Annotated in this window: 21 protein-coding genes; 6 read left to right on the forward strand and 15 right to left on the reverse strand. The window is 69.8% G+C overall.

Annotated elements, in window-relative coordinates:
• Nucleotides 1–45 precede the first annotated feature (45 nt).
• From Gocc_RS01175 to Gocc_RS01195, 5 genes are all read right to left on the reverse strand, one after another.
• A complete protein-coding gene (locus tag Gocc_RS01175; RefSeq protein ID WP_114794704.1) occupies nt 46–987 on the reverse strand; it encodes a phosphoribulokinase in 942 nt (313 codons plus the stop codon).
• A complete protein-coding gene (cbbX, locus tag Gocc_RS01180) occupies nt 987–1,904 on the reverse strand; it encodes a CbbX protein (protein WP_422717971.1) in 918 nt (305 codons plus the stop codon). Before cbbX ends, Gocc_RS01175 begins: the two co-directional genes overlap by 1 nt.
• 5 nt (nt 1,905–1,909) lie before the next feature.
• Nucleotides 1,910–2,347, reverse strand: coding sequence for a ribulose bisphosphate carboxylase small subunit (locus Gocc_RS01185; RefSeq protein WP_114795125.1), 438 nt, complete (start codon nt 2,345–2,347; stop codon nt 1,910–1,912).
• Nucleotides 2,348–2,357: 10 nt separating this feature from the next.
• Nucleotides 2,358–3,821, reverse strand: coding sequence for a form I ribulose bisphosphate carboxylase large subunit (locus Gocc_RS01190; protein WP_114794706.1), 1,464 nt, complete (start codon nt 3,819–3,821; stop codon nt 2,358–2,360).
• Between the two features lie 116 nt (nt 3,822–3,937).
• Nucleotides 3,938–4,849, reverse strand: coding sequence for a LysR family transcriptional regulator (locus Gocc_RS01195; RefSeq protein ID WP_114794707.1), 912 nt, complete (start codon nt 4,847–4,849; stop codon nt 3,938–3,940).
• Nucleotides 4,850–4,910: 61 nt separating this feature from the next.
• Here Gocc_RS01195 and Gocc_RS01200 point away from each other — a divergent pair, with 61 nt between their 5' ends.
• From Gocc_RS01200 to Gocc_RS01225, 6 genes are all read left to right on the forward strand, one after another.
• Nucleotides 4,911–5,150 (forward strand): ATP-binding protein, encoded by a 240-nt coding sequence (locus Gocc_RS01200; protein WP_114794708.1) that lies wholly within the window; start codon nt 4,911–4,913, stop codon nt 5,148–5,150.
• 348 nt (nt 5,151–5,498) lie between these two features.
• The gene (locus Gocc_RS01205) at nt 5,499–6,539 is read left to right on the forward strand and encodes an ABC transporter permease (protein ID WP_114794709.1); all 1,041 of its coding nucleotides are present in this window, start codon (nt 5,499–5,501) and stop codon (nt 6,537–6,539) included.
• Entirely contained in the window at nt 6,536–7,420 is an 885-nt protein-coding gene (locus Gocc_RS01210; RefSeq protein WP_114794710.1) for an ABC transporter permease, read from the forward strand. Before Gocc_RS01205 ends, Gocc_RS01210 begins: the two co-directional genes overlap by 4 nt.
• Complete coding sequence (locus Gocc_RS01215) at nt 7,417–9,228, forward strand: oligopeptide/dipeptide ABC transporter ATP-binding protein (RefSeq protein WP_114794711.1); 1,812 nt, start codon at nt 7,417–7,419, stop codon at nt 9,226–9,228. Before Gocc_RS01210 ends, Gocc_RS01215 begins: the two co-directional genes overlap by 4 nt.
• Nucleotides 9,225–10,868, forward strand: coding sequence for an ABC transporter substrate-binding protein (locus Gocc_RS01220; protein ID WP_114794712.1), 1,644 nt, complete (start codon nt 9,225–9,227; stop codon nt 10,866–10,868). Before Gocc_RS01215 ends, Gocc_RS01220 begins: the two co-directional genes overlap by 4 nt.
• Nucleotides 10,869–10,886: 18 nt before the next feature.
• The gene (locus Gocc_RS01225; protein WP_114794713.1) at nt 10,887–11,519 is read left to right on the forward strand and encodes an FmdE family protein; all 633 of its coding nucleotides are present in this window, start codon (nt 10,887–10,889) and stop codon (nt 11,517–11,519) included.
• A gap of 154 nt (nt 11,520–11,673) precedes the next feature.
• Here Gocc_RS01225 and Gocc_RS01230 read toward each other — a convergent pair whose 3' ends face one another.
• The 10 genes from Gocc_RS01230 to Gocc_RS01275 all read right to left on the reverse strand — a co-directional run bounded on the left by Gocc_RS01230 (nt 11,674) and on the right by Gocc_RS01275 (nt 17,585).
• Complete coding sequence (locus Gocc_RS01230) at nt 11,674–12,123, reverse strand: hypothetical protein (protein WP_114794714.1); 450 nt, start codon at nt 12,121–12,123, stop codon at nt 11,674–11,676.
• Between the two features lie 35 nt (nt 12,124–12,158).
• A complete protein-coding gene (locus Gocc_RS01235; protein ID WP_114794715.1) occupies nt 12,159–12,545 on the reverse strand; it encodes a helix-turn-helix transcriptional regulator in 387 nt (128 codons plus the stop codon).
• Entirely contained in the window at nt 12,532–12,897 is a 366-nt protein-coding gene (locus tag Gocc_RS01240) for a hypothetical protein (RefSeq protein ID WP_114794716.1), read from the reverse strand. Before Gocc_RS01240 ends, Gocc_RS01235 begins: the two co-directional genes overlap by 14 nt.
• A complete protein-coding gene (locus Gocc_RS01245; RefSeq protein ID WP_114794717.1) occupies nt 12,884–13,318 on the reverse strand; it encodes an ATP-binding protein in 435 nt (144 codons plus the stop codon). Before Gocc_RS01245 ends, Gocc_RS01240 begins: the two co-directional genes overlap by 14 nt.
• 21 nt (nt 13,319–13,339) lie before the next feature.
• Nucleotides 13,340–13,660: a nucleotide-binding protein gene (locus Gocc_RS01250; protein WP_114794718.1), complete on the reverse strand. Its 321-nt coding sequence runs from the start codon at nt 13,658–13,660 to the stop codon at nt 13,340–13,342.
• Between the two features lie 178 nt (nt 13,661–13,838).
• Entirely contained in the window at nt 13,839–15,095 is a 1,257-nt protein-coding gene (locus tag Gocc_RS01255; protein WP_114794719.1) for a vWA domain-containing protein, read from the reverse strand.
• Nucleotides 15,082–15,945 (reverse strand): AAA family ATPase, encoded by an 864-nt coding sequence (locus tag Gocc_RS01260; RefSeq protein ID WP_114794720.1) that lies wholly within the window; start codon nt 15,943–15,945, stop codon nt 15,082–15,084. The genes Gocc_RS01255 and Gocc_RS01260 overlap by 14 nt, the downstream gene beginning before the upstream one ends.
• Nucleotides 15,932–16,384 (reverse strand): hydrogenase maturation protease, encoded by a 453-nt coding sequence (locus Gocc_RS01265; RefSeq protein WP_114794721.1) that lies wholly within the window; start codon nt 16,382–16,384, stop codon nt 15,932–15,934. Before Gocc_RS01265 ends, Gocc_RS01260 begins: the two co-directional genes overlap by 14 nt.
• Nucleotides 16,381–17,151 (reverse strand): NifU family protein, encoded by a 771-nt coding sequence (locus Gocc_RS01270; protein WP_114794722.1) that lies wholly within the window; start codon nt 17,149–17,151, stop codon nt 16,381–16,383. Before Gocc_RS01270 ends, Gocc_RS01265 begins: the two co-directional genes overlap by 4 nt.
• On the reverse strand, nt 17,130–17,585 hold the full coding sequence (locus tag Gocc_RS01275; protein WP_181813276.1) for a hypothetical protein: 456 nt from the start codon (nt 17,583–17,585) through the stop codon (nt 17,130–17,132). Before Gocc_RS01275 ends, Gocc_RS01270 begins: the two co-directional genes overlap by 22 nt.
• Nucleotides 17,586–17,587: the final 2 nt, after the last annotated feature.

A 17,587-nucleotide genomic window follows, 5' to 3' on the forward strand; every position in this document is an offset into this window, starting at 1 on the left:
CGAACCGGAAGCGCAGGCGGATCCGCGCGCCCGAGTCGGCACCCGTCAGGTGTGGACGGCCTCCGGAATCCCGGACGGCGCTCGAGTCCCGTCGCCGCCGAGTGCGAGGCTCGCCTTCGCGGTGATCAGGTGGTAGAGGATCAGCACCTGGATCACGGCGAGCGATTCCGAGCGATGGAGGTCGGTGCCGATCGTGAACTCCCCGAGCCGCTCCGAGCGGAGATGGCTCGCGAAATGCATCCGCTCCCAGATCGCCTCCTCGATCTCCGCGGCCGTCTCGGGCTCGACCGAGCCCGAGACACGGAGGATCACCTCGTCGCTGCGCTCGCTCAGGGTGATCCCGGCGTCGCCGTCGACGAGCCCGCTCAGATCGGGGTGACGCAGGCTCGAGCGGAGCACGAGCTCCGCGTCGAGGTGCTCCTGGTCGCGGTCGCCGCTCGGCAGGTAGCGCACGACGATGTCGGCGTACCGCTCCTGCGGCCGGATGAACGCCTCCGAGTCGGCCTCGCGCCGGTCGAGCTCGGCGAGCACCTGGTCGGTCGTATACCCGCGGCGCGAGCAGTCGCGCCGCACCTTCCAGGCGCGGCGCAGCTCCTCGGGCGGGGAGAGGAAGACGCGGACGTCGTAGACCTGCCGCATCGCCTCCGTGTGGTAGCCGAGCAGACCCTCGACGACCGTGAAGCGGGCCGGCTTGACGTAGACCGGGGCCCCGAACGTCCCGTCGCTGTGCGTATAGATCGGCTTCAGGATCGGCTCTCCTGCACGCAGGTGACCGAGGTGCTGGGCGATCACGTCGACGTAGTTGCAGTCGGGGTGAAGGGGCGTGAGATTTCTCTCGGCGCGCTGCTTGCGGTCGAAGCGGTGGTAGTCGTCGGTGCACACGTGGGTCACGTTTTCCTCGCCGAGCACGCGAACGAGGCCCCGGGTGAGGGTCGTCTTGCCTGCCGCCGAGTCGCCGACGACGCCGAGGATGATCGGTCGTGGCATCAGGCGGCGCTCCGCGCGGGCCCGACGGGCTCCGGGACGTCGTTGCCGAACAGGCTGCTCTTGCGGATGTCTTCGGGCAGGATCGTCGTCAGCTCGTCGACGGAGAGCCGGCCGCCTTGCGCGAACAGCCGGTTCGCCTGCCGCAGCCGCGCGCGGTCGATCGCGTTGCGGACGCTGCGCGCGTGCGAGAACCGTGGCCGCCCGACTCGCAACTCGAGGTACTCGCGGAATGTCTCGCGCGCCTCCTCCGAGAACCGGTAGCTCTGCTGCTCGAGCATCAGCTCGGCGATCGCCATCAGCTCTTCGAGGTCGTAGTCGGGAAAGTCGATGTGGTGTGCGACGCGCGAGCTCAGCCCCGGGTTCGAGCGGAAGAAGTCGTCCATCCGGTCGCGGTAGCCGGCGAGGACGACGACGAGCCGGTCGCGCTCGGCCTCCATCACCTGGAGCAGGATCTCGATCGCCTCCTGCCCGTAGTCACGCTCGTTCTCGGGGCGGTAGAGGTAGTAGGCCTCGTCGATGAAGAGGACACCCCCGAAGGCGCGCTTCAGCACCTCCTTCGTCTTCGGCGCGGTGTGGCCGACGTACTGACCGACGAGGTCGTCGCGCGTACAGGCGACGACCTGTGGCTTCTCGATGTAGCCGAGCCGGTGGAGAATGTCCGCGATCCGCAGCGCGACCGTGGTCTTGCCCGTGCCCGGGTTCCCCGTGAAGGACATGTGGAGCGACGGCCGCTCCGAGGCGAGCCCGACCTCGGTGCGGAGCCGGTCGACGACGAGCAGCGCGGCGATTTCGCGGATCCGCGTCTTCACCGGCTCGAGGCCGACGAGGTCGCGGTCGAGCTGGTTCAGCACCTCGACGACGCTCGTCTCGGCGAGCACGGCTCCCAGGTCGGCCTCGACGGGTGCGGGCCCGGCCACGGTGGTCACGCATCCCCTTCGCCGTAGCGCCGCCCGGGCGGCTGCGCCGTCGCATAGGCGCGAAGACCGTAGCGAACGACGCGATCGTGCGCGTCCGTGCGGTCGAGGCGGAACCCCGGCTCGACCGCGGGCCGGTTGACGATAAAGGCGAGTGCGGTCGTCTGGCGCGTGTACGACGCGTCGTATGCGGTCACCTTGACGTAATGCGAGGGAAACCCCTCGCGGCACGCGCGCACCTCGCGCATCGCCGATTCGACATCGTCGGGCGTCAGGTCGAACAGCGGCATGCCCCACATCTCCCAGTAGGCGTTCCGCGGGTGGGGATCGTCGGTGTACTCGATCGAGATCGACCAGCCGTTGCCGAGCGCGTATCGCAGCTGCGCCTCGATCTGCTCGTCGGTCAGGTCGGGAAGGTACGAGAACGTGCCCTGGGTGAGTCGCATCATGGTCCTCTCAACCGACCGTCGGGGTGACGACGCGATCCGGCGTGTCGGTCGACTCGAAGTTGAACGTGATGTCCTTCCAGATCTCGAGTGCGGCGTCGAGCTCCGGGCAGCCCTTCGCCGCCTTCGCGAGGATATCCGGCCCCTCCTCGAAGAACTCGCGGCCCTCGTTGCGGGCCTGGATCATCGCTTCGACGGCGACGCGGTTCGCGGTCGCGCCGGCAGCGATCCCCATGGGATGTCCGATCGTCCCGCCGCCGAACTGCAGCACGACGTCCTCGCCCAGGTAGTGGAGCAGTTGATGCATCTGCCCTGCGTGGATGCCGCCCGAGGCGACGGGCATGACGCCCGGCATCGAGGCCCAGTCCTGGTCGAAGTAGATGCCCGTCTCCGGGTTCTCCTTGACGACGTTCTCGCGCAGCGTGTCGTAGTACCCCTTGACCATGCTCGGGTCGCCCTCGAGCTTGCCGACGACGGTGCCCGCGTGGATGTGGTCGACGCCGAGCAGGCGGCACCACTTGGCGATCACCCGGAAGCTGACGCCGTGGTTCTTCTGGCGCGTGTAGGTGCCGTGCCCGGCCCGATGGAGGTGGAGGATGACGCCGTTTGCCCGGGCCCACTTCGACATCGACGTCATCGCCGTGTACCCGACCGTGAGGTCCATCATGATGATCACGCTGCCGAGCTCCTTCGCGAACTCGGCGCGCTCGTACATCTCCTCCATCGACGCGGCCGTCACGTTCATGTAGTGGCCCTTGATCTCGCCGGTCGCGGCCGAGGCCTTGTGCACGGCCTCCATCGTGTAGACGAACCGGTCGCGCCAGCGCATGAACGGCTGCGAGTTGATGTTCTCGTCGTCCTTCGTGAAATCGAGCCCGCCTCGGAGCGCCTCGTAGACGACCCGGCCGTAGTTCTTCGCCGAGAGCCCGAGCTTCGGCTTGACGGTCGCGCCGAGCAGCGGCCGCCCGAACTTGTCGAGGTACTCGCGCTCCATCACGATCCCGTGCGGCGGTCCCTGGAACGTCTTGACGTAATGCGGCGGGATGCGCAGATCTTCGAGCCGCAGCGCGCGGAGCGCCTTGAACCCGAAGACGTTGCCGATGATCGACGAGGTCATGTTCGCGATCGAGCCCTCCTCGAAGAGGTCGAGGTCATAGGCGATCCGCGCGATGTACTGGCCCTCGACGCCGGGGACGGGCTCGACGCTGTACGCCTTCGCCTGGTAGTGCTGGTAATCGGTCAGCCTGTCTGTCCAGACGACGGTCCAGGTCGCGGTCGACGACTCGCCGGCGACCGCCGCCGCGGCCTCGATCGCGTCGATTCCCGGCTGCGGGGTGATCCTGAACGCCGCCAGGATGTCAGTGTCCTTCGGCTCGTAGTCCGCGTCGTAGTAGCCCATCTCCGCGTACGGCGTCACACCGGCCGACCAGCGGTCCTTCGGCGGGCCGTTCGCCGAAACAGGTGTCGGTGTCATCTGCGCTCCCTTCGTCGCGAACCGGATCGTGCACTACGGTACGCGAGCTTTAGATCGAGAGCAATGAAGCTTTCCAAGGGATCGTTAGACAAAAGGCTATTCATCCACAGCTGTTCTCACCAGTCCACGTCCGCGAGCGCTGAGCGTGCGGCGGCGCTCGTGACGAATTCGAGGAAGCACTCGACAGCGGGACGGCGATGGCCGCCGGCGGTCGTCAGCGCATACCAGCTGCGCGAGGGGAGGCCGCGCAGCCGGGCGGTCGCAAGGAGACCGGTGCGAAGCTCGAGCTCGACCGCTACGCGTGACTGGAGGGAGATCCCGAGGCCCATCCGGACAGCCTGCTTGATCGCCCCGTTGGAGCCGAGCGTCAGCGTGGTCGGTTCGATCCCATGTCGCGCGAGCAGTCCCTCGACCATTGCCCTCGTCCCCGAGCCCTCCTCGCGGAGAAGCCAGGTTCGGCCCCCGAGGTCGGCGAAGCTCACCCTCTCGCGGCCGCCGAGCTCGTCTTCGAGCGGGACGATCAGGACGATCTCGTTCCGGAGGAACGGGTGGCCGGCGAGGCCGCCGCCGACGGGCGGCGAGCCGCCGATCGCGATGTCGACCAGGTGGTCGCGAACCCTCTGGAACACGCGCTCCCGGTTGCCGACCTCGAGCGTGAGCGATGTCCCTGGGTGGAGGTCGGCAAACCGCCGCAGGAGTGGCGGAACCACGTACTCAGCCGCGGTGGTCACCGCGGCGATCCGCACCTCGCGGGCCTTGGTCGCGGCAGCCTCGTGCGAAGCGCGCCTGCCCTGGTCGAGGGCCCCGAGCACGTCGGCCGCGTAGGGGAGGAACGCCTCTCCGGCGGGAGTAAGACGCACCGTTCGCCCGACGCGTTCCGTGAGAGGGGTGCCGAACTCACGCGAGAGCGCGGCGAGAGCGGCGGAGACGGAGGGCTGTGTGACGAAAAGCTCCGCCGCCGCCGCCTTCACCGACCCGGTCCGGGCGACGGCGAGAAAGGTCGAGAGCTGGGTCAGCGTGACCGCCATATCGGCAGCCGAATCATAAGGTCACTCCTATCGATGGCGCCGGAATCACGCTGGCAGACGTATGGAGCGTGCTGTCGTCCATTTCGTCGCGAACAACGTCGCGCGCACTGCGGACGAGCGGTGGGTGTCGCGTGCGGTCGACCACGAGGTGATCGCCGCTTTTCCGCGGGACGGGCGTGTCCGTAGCGCGGAGCTTCTCGGGCGCGCTCCGATCGACGCTGCCACGTCGTCTCTGGCTGTGCGTGCGATCGAGACGCTCGCGCTTCGGCTCGGTCACGGTGACGATGACCTGCTCGCATAGCCCGGGCATCCACGACGACGGGACATAGCCGGGGAGGCTGAAGGCACGACCCGTGGGAGCGCCGGGCAAGCACAGCTCTTCCCGGCATGCTGCGGCGTCGGAGCGGTCGACCAGGCGGCCTCCGGCGCCGACCCGTCACCCGCTCGCTACCACCCGTTCGGCATGCCGGTCGGATGCTCGGCGTGCGCACGCGGCGGGCTCTCGGTCGGTCCGTTCCGTCGCAGACGGGGCGGGCGCGTCAGTGGCTGCTCGACACCGGGCTCGACCGACCGCGCGCGTCCGGGTGCCCGCTAGATGCATCACGCATCTATTGCCCCCGCACCTGCCTGGCCCTAGCCTCGCTGGCAGATGATGGGTTTCGGGGGGAACGTCCAGCTGGCGCGGGTGTCCCGATCACGTGGCGCAGCCTCCGTCGCGAACGTCGTGCGCGCATTGGCTTTCCACGTGCCGACTGCGTTCCTCGTCGTCACGCTGATCTTCCTCCTGCCCAGGATCATGCCCGGCGACCCGCTCCTCGCGCGCACCGATCCGGACAGCGGGCTCTATGTCTCCGATCCGCAAGCACGAGAGCGCTTCGAGGAGTACTACGGCCTGAACCGCTCGCTCGGAGCCCAGTACGTCCACTACGTCGGCGCCCTCGCTCGGGGCGAGCTGGGCTGGTCGATCGCGCGGAGCGCGCCGGTGGCGACGCTCATCGGGAAGAGCCTGCCGTGGACGCTCCTGCTCGTCGGCACGGCCATCCTCGTCTCCTCGCTCCTCGGCTTCATCGGAGGCGTCACGGCCGCGTGGCGGCGGGGTCGTACTACCGACCGAGGCCTCGTCGTCGCGACCACGCTCATGCGTGCGTTGCCTGAGTACGTGTGGGCGGTGCTCCTGCTCGTGCTCTTCGCCGTGGTCGTCCCGATCTTCCCGCTCTACGGTGCCGAGACCCCGTTTGCCGAGTACGGGTCAGCGCTCGGCCAGGCGCTCGATGTGATCCGCCATCTCGTCTTGCCGGCGACCGCGCTCGCGTTCGGCCTGCTTGCCGGGAAGTTCCTCCTCGTCCGGAACACCGTCCTCTCGGCGCTCGGGCAGGACTACATGCTGCTCGCCCGGGCCAAGGGCCTCCCCGAGCGCCGGATCAAGTACCGGCACGCCGGTCGGAACGCGCTGCTGCCGTTTCTCACCGCGGTCGGCATCCAGGTCGGGTTCGCAGTCGGGGGGGCGGTCCTGGTCGAGTCCGTCTTCGCCTACCCGGGGATGGGATCGCTCATCCTTCGGGCTGTCAACGATCGCGACTATCCCCTGCTCGAGGGCGCATTCCTCGTCCTCGCGCTGACCGTCATCGCCGCCAACGCGGTCGTCGATCTCGCCTATGCCCGACTCGACCCGAGAGCGGCGGCGCGATGAGCGCCGCTGCCGAGAGCACCCTGCCGGCGCCCGCGACGGGGAGTCGTGCAGTGGCGCCGATCGGGTGGATCGGTCTCCTCATCGTCGGCTGCGTAACCGTGGCCGCGGCGGCTGCTCCCTGGATCGCGCCCTACGGTGTCCATGAGCTCTCGGGTGCACCGCTCGAGCCGCCGAGCGGCGCCCATCCCCTCGGCACGAACGCGGTCGGCCAGGATCTGCTCAGTCAGCTCGTCGAGGGCGCTCGCAGCTCGCTCGTCGTCGCCGCGCTGGCGGGCGTCGGCACGCTCGTCGTCGGCGCCCTGATCGGGATGCTCTCGGGCTGGCTCGGCGGCCGCACCGACGCCGTCGCGATGCGTCTCGTCGACCTCTTCCTCGCCGTGCCCCGGCTGCCTCTCCTCATCATCGTCGCCGCGTACACCGGTAGGTCTCTGCTGGCGATCGCGGCCATCATCGTCGCCACCACCTGGCCGCCCGGAGCACGAGTGATCCGGGCGCAGGTGCTCTCGCTGAAACCGCGCGCCCACCTGCGAGCGGCGGTCGGCTTCGGTGCAGGCGCTCTCTATGTCCTGCGCCGCCACCTTGCCCGTGAGCTCGGCCTCATTCTCGTCGCCGGCCTCGTCGTCGCGGCCGAGAGGGCGGTCATGCTCGAGGCAGGACTCTCATTCCTCGGACTGGGCGATCCGCTGCGGAAGAGCTGGGGCTCGATCATCCGTGACGCGCTCGGATTCCAGAGCCTCTTCTTCACGGACGCCTGGACGTGGTGGCTGATGCCCCCGGTCGCGGCCCTCGCCGTGCTCCTCCTCGGGCTGACCTTCGTCGGTCTGTCCATCGAGGAGCGGGTCAACCCGCGGCTCGTGCGGCATGTTGGAGCAGCGCGATGAGCGGGGCGCTCCTCGAACTGCGCGGCCTCCACGTCGTCTATCCCGGCGTTCCCGACGTTCACGCCGTCGACGGCCTCGACTTCGAGCTGCGACGAGGCGAGTGCGTCGGCCTGCTGGGTGAGTCCGGCTCTGGCAAGTCGAGCCTTGCCCGCGCCCTGCTCGGGCTGCTTCCCGAGGCTCGCGTCGACGGCACCATCCTCCTCGAGGGCCGCGACCTGAGCGGTCTCGACGAGACGGGTTGGCGTGCGCTCCGCTGGCGGCGGATCGCGCTCGGGTTTCAGTCCGCGACGGCGCTCAATCCCGTTCTGCGCGTGGTCGACCAGGTCGCCGAGCCGCTCTGCATCCACCTCGGAGCCGGACGTGCAGCGGCGCTCGAGCGTGCCGAGGCGGCGCTCGCGGCGATCGGTCTCGATCCGACGGCGGCGCGGCGGTTCCCCGGCGAGCTGTCAGGCGGGCAGCGGCGGCTCGCCTTGCTTGCCACGGCGGCGATCTGCGAGCCGGATGTCCTCGTGCTCGACGAGCCGACCACCGGCCTCGATCCAGCGACGCGCGAGCGGGTCGTCGACTTCCTGGCCTCGCTCATCCGCCGGGGCGAGTCGGCGATCGTCATCCTCGGACACGACGTCGAGATCGTCTCCCACCTGGCAGATCGAGTCGCGATCCTGTACCGGGGTTGGCTCGCCGAGATAGGCCCAGCCGCGGCCGTCCTCGACGATCCGCGTCACCCGTATACGCGCGGGCTCCTCGGTGCTCGTCCGACGCTCGCCACGATCAAGGAGCTGCGCGGGATCCGCGGACGGCCACCGCTCCCGGGCGAGCGGGCGCCCGGATGTCCGTTCCAGCCACGATGCACGCAGGCGCTCCCGGAGTGCGAGGTCGGACGCCCGTCGCTCGTCGAGGCGTGGCCCCGGGAGACGCCGGAGCGGCGGGTCGGGTGCGTGCGGGGCGGTGTCGTCGAGCTGCTGCGTGCGCGCGGGCTGCGCAAGGAGTACCGGTCGCGCGGTGGTCTTCGCGTCCAGGCGGTCGACTCCGTGAGTCTCGACGTGGTCGAGAGCGAGGTCGTCGGGGTCGTCGGATCGACGGGGGCGGGCAAGTCGACGCTCGCGCTGCTGCTGACCGGTCTGCTGCGTCCCGACGCCGGCAGCGTGACGTTCGAGGGTCGCGACCTCTCGCGGCCGGACGCGCTCCGCGCCGCCCGTCGCCGCCTGCAGCTCGTCTTCCAGGACCCGTTCGACGCTCTCTCGCAGCGTCTCTCGATCGGAGACGTCGTTCGCGAGCCGCTGGACGTGCAAGGGCGCCTCGACAGCGCCGCGGCGAGAGACAGCGAAGTGCGGCGGGCCCTCGACGCGGTCCGGCTGCCGAGCGACGACGCGTTCCTCGGCCGCCGCACACACGAGCTGTCCGGAGGTGAGCTGCAGCGAGTGGCCCTTGCCCGCGCCCTCGTGCTCGAGCCCAAGCTGCTCGTCCTGGACGAGCCCGTGGCCATGCTCGATCCGAGCGAGCAGGCCGAGCTCCTGCATCTGCTCAAGGCACTCCAGGTCGACCGTGGGATGGCGATGGTGCTCATCTCCCACGACCTTGCGACGATCCTGCGCGTCTCGGATCGCGTCGTCGTGCTCGACCAGGGCCGTCTCGTCGAAGAGGCGAGCGGGACTGCGCTTCTCGTCACGCCGAGACACCCGGCGACGCGCGTGCTGCTCGCCGCGGCCGGCCGGGACGCGATCTTCCCCGATGCCGTTTCCGAGCCGACAGGGTCTCTTCGTGGGCCTGCGGTTCCCGACCCGTCACCCCAGGAGGTGGTTCGATGAATACCGTCAGACGCGCGCTCGCGCTCGTCCTCGCAGGGCTCGCCGCCGTTCTCGTCGTCACGACGAGCCTTGCCGCGAACGGGCGCCCGGCCCCGGTGCCCGTCCTGCGAGTGCCCGGCGGTACCGACTGGGGCTACCCGCAGCCGTTCGCATACAGCCGAGGGCCAGGTCTCAGGAACGTCCTCTTCGTCTTCGACACGTTGCTCTGGAAGGACTCGACCGGGAGCGTGATTCCGTGGCTCGCGCAGAAGTGGCGGCGCTCGCCGGACGGGTTCGAGTACGTCTTCCGTCTGAACCCGCGCGCGAAGTGGCAGGACGGAGAGGCGGTGACCTCTGCGGACGTCGCGTTCACCTTCAACTACCTCATCTCGGGGCCCGGCAGCAGGGCCACCGGCCTCGTGAACTCGCTCAACGTGATCAAGGCCATCGCCACCCCCGACGCGCAGACCGTCGTGTTCCGGCTCAACCAACGCTTCGCGCCCTTCCCGATCACGATCGCCGGCCGGGTACCGATCATCCCGCAGCACATCTGGAAGGACGTCAAGGATCCGGTCAGGTTCACGGGCCCGCAGTCGCTCGTCGGCTCCGGGCCGTACAGGCTCGACCGCTACGACTCGGCCACCGGCGCCTACCGGTTCGTCGCGAACCCGAGCTTCTACCTCGGAGTGCCGGTCGTGCGGGCGATCGAGTTCGTCCCGGAGTCGAACGACATGCTGGCGCTGCAGCAGGGCATCATCGACGCGGGCGCGAACCCCTTCGAGGCGGGTGCTCCCGCGAGCGCCCTCGACGCCTTCACGAAGAATCCGCGCTTCGGCGTCCTGCGCGGCGAGGGGGAGTGGAACAGGTCGCTCTACTTCAACATGACGAAGGGATTCCCGTTCGACAAGACGGCCTTCCGGCAGGCGGTCGCCTATGCGATCAATCGCCCCGACCTCGTCAAGCGCGTGCTGCTCGGACAGGGGACGCCCGGAAGCATGGGCATCATCGCTCCCGGGAGCCGGTGGTTTGCGAAGGGGCTGCCCACGTACTCGTTCTCGCCGGCCAAGGCGAAGAGCATGCTCACGGACGTGGGGCTCGTCGACCGCGACGGCGACGGGTGGCGCGACCTGCCCAGCGGGCAGCCCTTCAAGCCGCAGCTGATCACGAGCACGTTCCAGAACCCGGCCACGGCGGAGATCGTCACGGGACAACTCCGTGACGTCGGGTTGAACGTCCAGCTCGTCTCGCTCGATCGGGCATCGGCAGACGCGGCGACGGCAGCGGGCAACTACCAGATGGCGTTGCTCGGCTTCGGCGGTCTCGGCGGCGATCCCGACTTCGTCCGCCTCCAGCTCGCCTCGAACGTCCGCTCGAGGTCGTTCACCCGGGTGTTCGGCTACAACAACCCGCGCTTCGACGAGCTTGCGTCCGCGCAGCTGGTCACGGTTCGCGCGAGCACGCGGGCGAAGTTCGTCGACGAGATGCAGCGCATCCTCGCGCAGGACGTCCCCGTGATCCAGCTCTACACCATCGATCGGCTCTGGTTCTTCCGCAAGTCGGTCTTCAGCGGTTGGTACTACACCCCCGGCGGGATCTTCGGTGGCAATCCGGAGACGTACAACAAGCAGGCGTTCGTCATGGGCGGCAAGGTCGGAGCCTGACGCGCAAAGGAGGAGACGATGATCGAGCAACACGAGGGAGCGAGGGCGCTCGACGACGAGACGGTGGAGCGCGTCGTCGCCTTCCACGGGCATATGTGCCCGGGGCTCGCCATGGGAATCCAGGCATCGCTGATCGCGCTGCGCGAGATCGGAGCGCACGCGATGGACGAAGAGGTCGTGGCCGCCGTCGAGACCGACATGTGCGGCGTGGACGCGATCCAGTTCCTCACCGGGTGCACGTTCGGAAAGGGCAACCTCGTCCACCGGGACTACGGCAAGAACGCGTACACGTTCTGGCGGCGCTCCGACGGCAAGGCCATTCGCATCTCGGGGCGACCGGCGGCGTGGGGGCGCGACCCGGAGCACGAGGACCTGTTCAAGAAGGTGCGTCTCGGGGCAGCGTCCGACGACGAGCGCGAGCGGTTCCAGCAGCTCCACGTCGCCCGTGCGCGGGCGATCCTCGAGACGCCGCCCGAGGAGCTCTTCGAATGGCGCGAGGTGCGGGGCGCCCCGCCGCGGCGGGCGCGCATCCACTCGTCGGTCGTGTGCGCCGACTGCGGCGAGGGGACGATGGAAATCCGGATCCGCCGCTTCCAGGGTCGTGAGCTCTGCCCGGAATGCTTCGAGGAGGCGCTCGCGAGCGGCCTCTGAGCCGGTGCCGCGGTGCGGCGGCGACGACGCTCCGAGCCCCTCGGCTCTCGCGAGTGTCGCGGCGCCTCCGGACTCGTCGAGGCCCCATCCGAACCGTCGATCGTTCTTGCCGAGCGTCGCGAGCCCTACGCTCCGGCCGGCCTCTCCGGCTCGCTCACGGGGACGTGGCCTTCCCCTCCTCGACGGGACGCGCCTGCCCTGCCTCTTCGCAACAGCGGTACAGGAAGCCGTAGAGCCACTCGCGCTTGAGAGCGCGGTCGGCGAGCCCGGCCGCCTCGATCGAGGCAAGGGCGCCGTAGTGGCGGACATGCCCACCCGGGCCGGGAACGGTCCAGGTGATCGTCCCCGGGTCGCCCGGGTCAGGGCGGCCGAGCGGCTCGGCGTCCGCCAGCTCGCGGGCGAGCTCGCCGGCCGTGATCGGATGCAGGCGCTCCGGAAGGCCAGGCGTGGGGGCCCGGGCGGCGGCGAACGTCTCCGTCTCGGCCACGCGCCAGAGGTAGCCGCGACGAGCGATCTCGCCCGCGTCGGCGACCGGAACGGGGACGTCTCCGGGATACAACTCGCCGACCCGGGCGAGGAGACGATCGACCACCTGCTCCAGCACGAGCGCGGTGCGAACGGCGATGCGCGGCTGCTCGCTCAGCGCCGGGGGATCGCGGCCAGCTCGTCCGGCGCGAGGCTCGCGAACTCGCCGTAGCGGCTCAGGAAGAGACCGATCACCCCACCAGACCGGGCCATCCCCTTCGCTGCGTCGTGGAGCTCCTCCATCCCGTGCCGGGTCAGCTCGTAAATCCGGCGATCAGGGCCTTCGCTGGAGCGCTCCCAGCTCGAGTGGACAAGCCCTTCACGCTCGAGCGCTCGCAACGTCCGGTACAGCCCACCCGGATCTGCCCTCGTGAAGCCGAGCACCCCGAGGCGCTCCAGGAGCTCGTACCCGTGGGACGGCTGCTCGCGGAGCAGGAGCAGGACGCACGGGCGCAGGAAGCTCCGCGGCACCTGTGCGATCGAGGTCTCAGTGCGAGACATGTGCTCCGGCCCGCTCTTCGAGGCAGCGTGCGGCAGCCTCGGGCGAGTCGTGACACCAGCAATCGTCGTCGCACTCGCCGTGGGTGGGGCGCGTCAGGTCGGCGAACTCCTCCGCGAAGCTGCGCTTGCCCGTCTCGATGCCCTTGTCGCTCAGTGCGTAGCGGCCGTCGGCAACACTGAGGTAGCCCTCGGTCGCGAATCGCTCGAGGTACGGGCCCAGCGTCCCGGATGGAACGGCCAGGAACCGCGCGAGCTCTAACGTCGATGACGATTCGGCGAGACCTTCCGCACGCATCCAGTACATGGCCTGCAGCACCTCCTCGCGCACCCGCAGGACGTCAAGCTCGCTCATCGGCGTTCCTTCCCCCGAGGAGCCGGTCGGCGAGCTGCCCGATCGCGACGACGGCGTTCGACTCGGGGGCGAAGTCGATCGGAGCGGCGCTCGCCCGCTCGGCGCCCGGCATAGCCTCGTCGAACGGCACCACTCCGGCCAGCTCGAGCTCGTGCTGCTCCGCGAACTCGCGGACGGCCTCGAGATCGTGGTCGTCGCGGATCTTGTTCGCCACGAGCGCGACTCGGGGCAGGCCGAGGTCGCGGCCGAGCGCCGCCATGCGGCGCCCCGTCTCGAGCGACTTGAAGTAGGGCTCGACGACGGCGAACATCACGTCGGCGTGGCGGGCCGTGCCGCGAGACAGGTGCTCCGGGGAGGCCTCCGTGTCGAGGATGCAGACGTCCTCGGCGCTCTCCGACGCCGCTCCGATAACGCTACGCACGGTAGCGTGCATGCCGCACAGTCAGCCGGTGCCCGCATGCTGCGGATGCGCCATCACGAGCAGCGTCACCCCGTCCGGGCCGGTCGCCGAGTGGGTCGCGCAGATCTCGTCCAGTGTCTTCTTGAGGCGATCCTCGCCCGCAGTCCGGTCGAGGAGGTCGCGCGTCAAGGTCGGCAGGCTCCCCATCTGCTCGGCCGGGATCCCGAGCGTCAGAGCGAGATTCGGGTTCGAGTCGCCGTCGATGGCGAGCACGGTGTGGCCGTGCCGGGCGAGGTGCCGGCACATCGTCCCGGAGATCGAGGTCTTTCCCGACCCGCCCTTCCCTGCGATCACCAGCTTCATGCGCGAAGTCTACGCGCCAGACACCCAGCAGCGGAAGTGCCGTCGATCTCACCCCGCCGCTCCCGAGCACGATCGGCGCGATCGTGATCCTCTTCGGAGTGCTCACGGCGCTCCTCTGGCGGCCCCGCGGTGTGCTCTCCCGCCTCGCGTGGAGTGCCGGACGCGAACCGCCGGCCGGCTAGCGAGCGCGCTGCCTGCGGGCCGGCCGTCCCGACCCCACCCTGCCGAGCAACCGTGCGAGCGCAGCGACCGCGCATGGGTCGTGTCCGGCAACGTAGTCGTCGACGAACGGGAGCGCGGTCTGCATCCCGATCGCGAGCGGTTGCCGTCCGAGGTCCGACGGTCTCGGGTTGAGCCAGACGATCCGGCGGCACTGGAGCCGAAGCGCCGCGAGCTCGTCGGCGAGCAGATCCGGGTCGCCACGGTCCCATCCGTCGCTCGCGATCACGACGATCGCGCCGCGGGCGAGACCGAGCCCGCCGTAGCGGCGGCGGAGGTCCTCGAGGGCGTGACCGATACGTGTTCCCCCGGACCAGTCCGGCACGGCCGCCTTGGCATCCTCGAGTGCCCGGGCGACGTCGTGGCCCGTGAGCGAGCCCGTCAGGCGCGTGAGTCTCGTCGCGAAGACGAACGCCTCGGTCTTGCCGCCGGCACGGACGGCGCCCTGGAGCGACGTGAGCAGGGCGCGCGAATAGCGCTCCATCGAACCCGAGACGTCGCAGAGGAACAAGAGGCGCCGTGGCTTCGGCCTGCGCGTGACGTACACGGGGCGTAGTGGCTCTCCTTCGCACGCCAGAGAGCGCTTGACCGTGCTGCGGATGTCGAGGCGGCCGCGGCGGAGATCGCCGGACGAGAGCCGTCGCGAGAGACGCTTGGGAGTCGCGTGGCGAAGCTCCTCGGCGAGGCGGCGAGCGGCTGCGACCTCGTCGTCGCCGACCTCGAGTGGGACGTGCTCCGTCAGCACCTCGTTCGGGCTGTAGGCCGCGAGAAGACCGCGGCGGGCCTCCCGGCCTTGCTCCTCGCTCGGCGCCGTCGGGATCTCGAGCGGGCTCGCCGTCCGTGCGCCTTCCGCGTCGAGCAGCTGCGTGTGGCCTGGATCGGAGCGGAACTGGGGCAGCGATGACCCGCCGTGCTGCGGGCCCGCGACCCGGGGGTCGGTCTCGCCGTGCTCCGCGACCAGATCACCAGGGCTGTCGAGACGGGCGCCCGCCCAGAACCGCTCGAACAGCCGCTCGAACGCCGGGAGCTGCTCGCGGTTGCGGACGAATGTCGCGCGAGTGGCCCAGTAGACGTGCTCGCGTCGCCGGAGGTCGAGCTCTGCGAGCGCGCGGGCGAGCACGAGCTCCTGGTCGACGCCGGAGGCGATCCCTTCCTCGCGAAGCGCCCGGCCGAACGCGACGACCGCGTCGGCGACGACCGCGTCAGCCGGGCGCATCGCGCACGCGTGCGACGCGCTCTTCGAGGCCGTCCGCGCGGAGACGCTCGATGTCGTCTCGGGACTTGAGCAGCGCGCCGAGCGTCCGGTCCGTGGCCACGGTGTCGATCTCCTCGCGTCCGAGAGCAGCGAGCGACTGGGCCCAGTCGAGGGTCTCGCCGACGCCGGGAAGGCGATAGAGGTCGAGCCAGCGCAGCTCGTGGACGAAGCCGCACACCTGGCGCACGAGCGACTCGGGCAGCTCGGGGAGGCGGACGCGCAGGATCTGCGTCTCGCGCTCGAGATCCGGGTGGTCGATCCAGTGGTAGAGGCAACGTCGCTTGAGCGCCTCGTGGAGGTCGCGGGTGCGGTTCGACGTGATGATCACGGCCGGCGGCCGCTCGGCGCTGACGACACCGATCTCGGGGATGGTGACCTGGAAGTCCGAGAGAAACTCGAGCAGGAATGCCTCGAACTCGTCGTCTGCACGGTCGAGCTCGTCGATCAGCAGCACGCCTCCCGACCCATCGAGCGCCTCGAGCAGCGGCCGCCGGAGCAGGAACTCCTCGGCGTAGAGCTGGCCGCTGCCGCCGGCCCTGAGATGGAGAAGCTGCCGCGGGTAGTCCCAGTCGTAGAGAGCGTGGTGGACGTCGATGCCCTCGTAGCACTGGAGACGGTGCAAGGGCGCACCCGCTGCGGCGGCGAGCGCCTTCGCGAGCTCGGTCTTGCCCACGCCGGGCTCGCCTTCGACGAGCAGGGGCTTGCCGAGCCGGAGCGCGAGGAAGAGAACCGTCGCGAGGCCCTCGTCGACGAGGTAGTGCTGGGCGCGCAGGGCGTCCTCGAGCGCTTCGATCGACTCAAAGCCACGCATCGACGGTCTCCCGTACCCTGCGGGCCGCGAGATCGACAGCGCGTTCGACCGCCGGGGAGAGGCCTTCGCCGAGCTCGTCGACCTCGGCCGGCTGGCAGCCGACGATCACGACCCGCCGGGGCAGGATCCCGAGCCCCTTCGCCATCGAGAGCACACGCCGCGGGTTCGCGAGGTGGATGTCCGAGACGTGCTCGGGCTCGCCGATCTCGGGCTCGATCACGAAGACCGTCCCGGGCTCGGCACCCTGATCGACGGCATCGACGATCACGAGGCCCTCGTACCCACCGAGAAGCTCCTGGACGAGGGCGATCCCGCCGATCCCCGTCTCGACGACGTCGGCGCCCTCCGGGAGCGGGCCGAGTCGCGAGACGACGACCGGCCCGAAACCGTCGTCGCGCCTGAGGATGTTCCCGACCCCGGCGACGAGGACACGTCTCAAGCGACGTTCACTGCGACGCGGACAACGCCGTCCTCGATCGCGACCGGCACGACCGCGAGCCCGGGCTCGCTCTGGTCGTCCACGCGCTTGCCGGTACGCGCGTCGAACGCGCAGTTGTGCCACGGGCAGACGAGAACGGCTTCCGTGAGGCGACCCCCTTCGAGCGGGAGGCCGTCGACCGGACAACCGTTGCGAAATGCGTAGATCTCGCCCTGAACGTTGGCCAGCAGGATCGCCAGGCCGTCCAGCGACAGCGGCCGGAGCTCTCCCGGAGCGAGATCCTCCGCGGCACCGGCCTCGACGAAGACCGGCCGTCGCAGCGACGCTATCTGGAGCAGCTGTCCGTCGGGCTCGTGCGCGACGATCTCCCGGAACGACGGATAGTGCTCGCGGAGAACCTCCTCGACCCCGCGTCTGAGCGTCATCGCGGAGCCGGAGCACCCGTGACAGGCCCCGGTGAGCCGCAGGTGGACGACGCCGTCCTCCACGTCGAGCAACTCCAGTTCGCCGTCGTGTGAGTGGATATACGGCCGCACGAGGTCGAGGGCCTCTTCCACCTGGAGCCGCTCGTCGAGTGCGGCGAGGTCGTACATGGCGAGCAGCGCGCGGGCAACCGGGTGCTCCAGGTCGCCCGCGACGATCAGCTCGAGCCCAGGTCGATGGATTGCGTCGATCAGCTGCAGCAGGTGGAGCGCCCGCTCGTCACCCTCGCGCTCGAGGGTTTCGACGAGGGTGTCGAGCTCGGCTATGGCGCAGTCGAAGTCCATACGGCCTCCACGATCTCCGGCAGCTTCGCCTCCAGCTCTGCGCTGAACCCGTCGCCCCAGCCCTCCGGCTCGACCGGCTCGACCTCGACCACCCGGACGTCGTCGGGGAGGCCGCCGAGCACCCCGCAGACGACCAGGAGGTTGTCCAACGAGATCACGCCCGTCACGGCCTCGCCGACCCGTGCCTGGATCTCGGTCGTGTCGGGGAGGACGCCGTTCCAGCGATAGCGCTCGATGGTGCCCGGGGCACGACCACGGCGGACCGACGCCACGAGGACGAGACGGTCGTACGGCGGCCGTTCGTGCAGGTTGTGCGAGAGCGCGACGGGGCCGTACGAGAGATCCTCGATCTCGATGCCGTCCCGGGTCTCCGGCGCGAGTGTGTCCGCGAGGTAGGGCCCGAGGGACTCGTCCCGCAGAAATCGATATCCCACAC

This window comes from Gaiella occulta (assembly GCF_003351045.1).
GTDB lineage: Bacteria > Actinomycetota > Thermoleophilia > Gaiellales > Gaiellaceae > Gaiella > Gaiella occulta.

Coding starts and splice junctions, on each gene's coding strand:
- Gocc_RS01175 (WP_114794704.1), bottom strand. CDS start 987: ATGCCACGACCGATCATCCTCGGCGTCGTCGGCGACTCGGCGGCAGGC.
- Gocc_RS01185 (WP_114795125.1), bottom strand. CDS start 2,347: ATGCGACTCACCCAGGGCACGTTCTCGTACCTTCCCGACCTGACCGAC.
- Gocc_RS01190 (WP_114794706.1), bottom strand. CDS start 3,821: ATGACACCGACACCTGTTTCGGCGAACGGCCCGCCGAAGGACCGCTGG.
- Gocc_RS01195 (WP_114794707.1), bottom strand. CDS start 4,849: ATGGCGGTCACGCTGACCCAGCTCTCGACCTTTCTCGCCGTCGCCCGG.
- Gocc_RS01200 (WP_114794708.1), top strand. CDS start 4,911: ATGGAGCGTGCTGTCGTCCATTTCGTCGCGAACAACGTCGCGCGCACT.
- Gocc_RS01205 (WP_114794709.1), top strand. CDS start 5,499: ATGATGGGTTTCGGGGGGAACGTCCAGCTGGCGCGGGTGTCCCGATCA.
- Gocc_RS01210 (WP_114794710.1), top strand. CDS start 6,536: ATGAGCGCCGCTGCCGAGAGCACCCTGCCGGCGCCCGCGACGGGGAGT.
- Gocc_RS01215 (WP_114794711.1), top strand. CDS start 7,417: ATGAGCGGGGCGCTCCTCGAACTGCGCGGCCTCCACGTCGTCTATCCC.
- Gocc_RS01220 (WP_114794712.1), top strand. CDS start 9,225: ATGAATACCGTCAGACGCGCGCTCGCGCTCGTCCTCGCAGGGCTCGCC.
- Gocc_RS01225 (WP_114794713.1), top strand. CDS start 10,887: ATGATCGAGCAACACGAGGGAGCGAGGGCGCTCGACGACGAGACGGTG.
- Gocc_RS01235 (WP_114794715.1), bottom strand. CDS start 12,545: ATGTCTCGCACTGAGACCTCGATCGCACAGGTGCCGCGGAGCTTCCTG.
- Gocc_RS01240 (WP_114794716.1), bottom strand. CDS start 12,897: ATGAGCGAGCTTGACGTCCTGCGGGTGCGCGAGGAGGTGCTGCAGGCC.
- Gocc_RS01250 (WP_114794718.1), bottom strand. CDS start 13,660: ATGAAGCTGGTGATCGCAGGGAAGGGCGGGTCGGGAAAGACCTCGATC.
- Gocc_RS01255 (WP_114794719.1), bottom strand. CDS start 15,095: ATGCGCCCGGCTGACGCGGTCGTCGCCGACGCGGTCGTCGCGTTCGGC.
- Gocc_RS01260 (WP_114794720.1), bottom strand. CDS start 15,945: ATGCGTGGCTTTGAGTCGATCGAAGCGCTCGAGGACGCCCTGCGCGCC.
- Gocc_RS01270 (WP_114794722.1), bottom strand. CDS start 17,151: ATGGACTTCGACTGCGCCATAGCCGAGCTCGACACCCTCGTCGAAACC.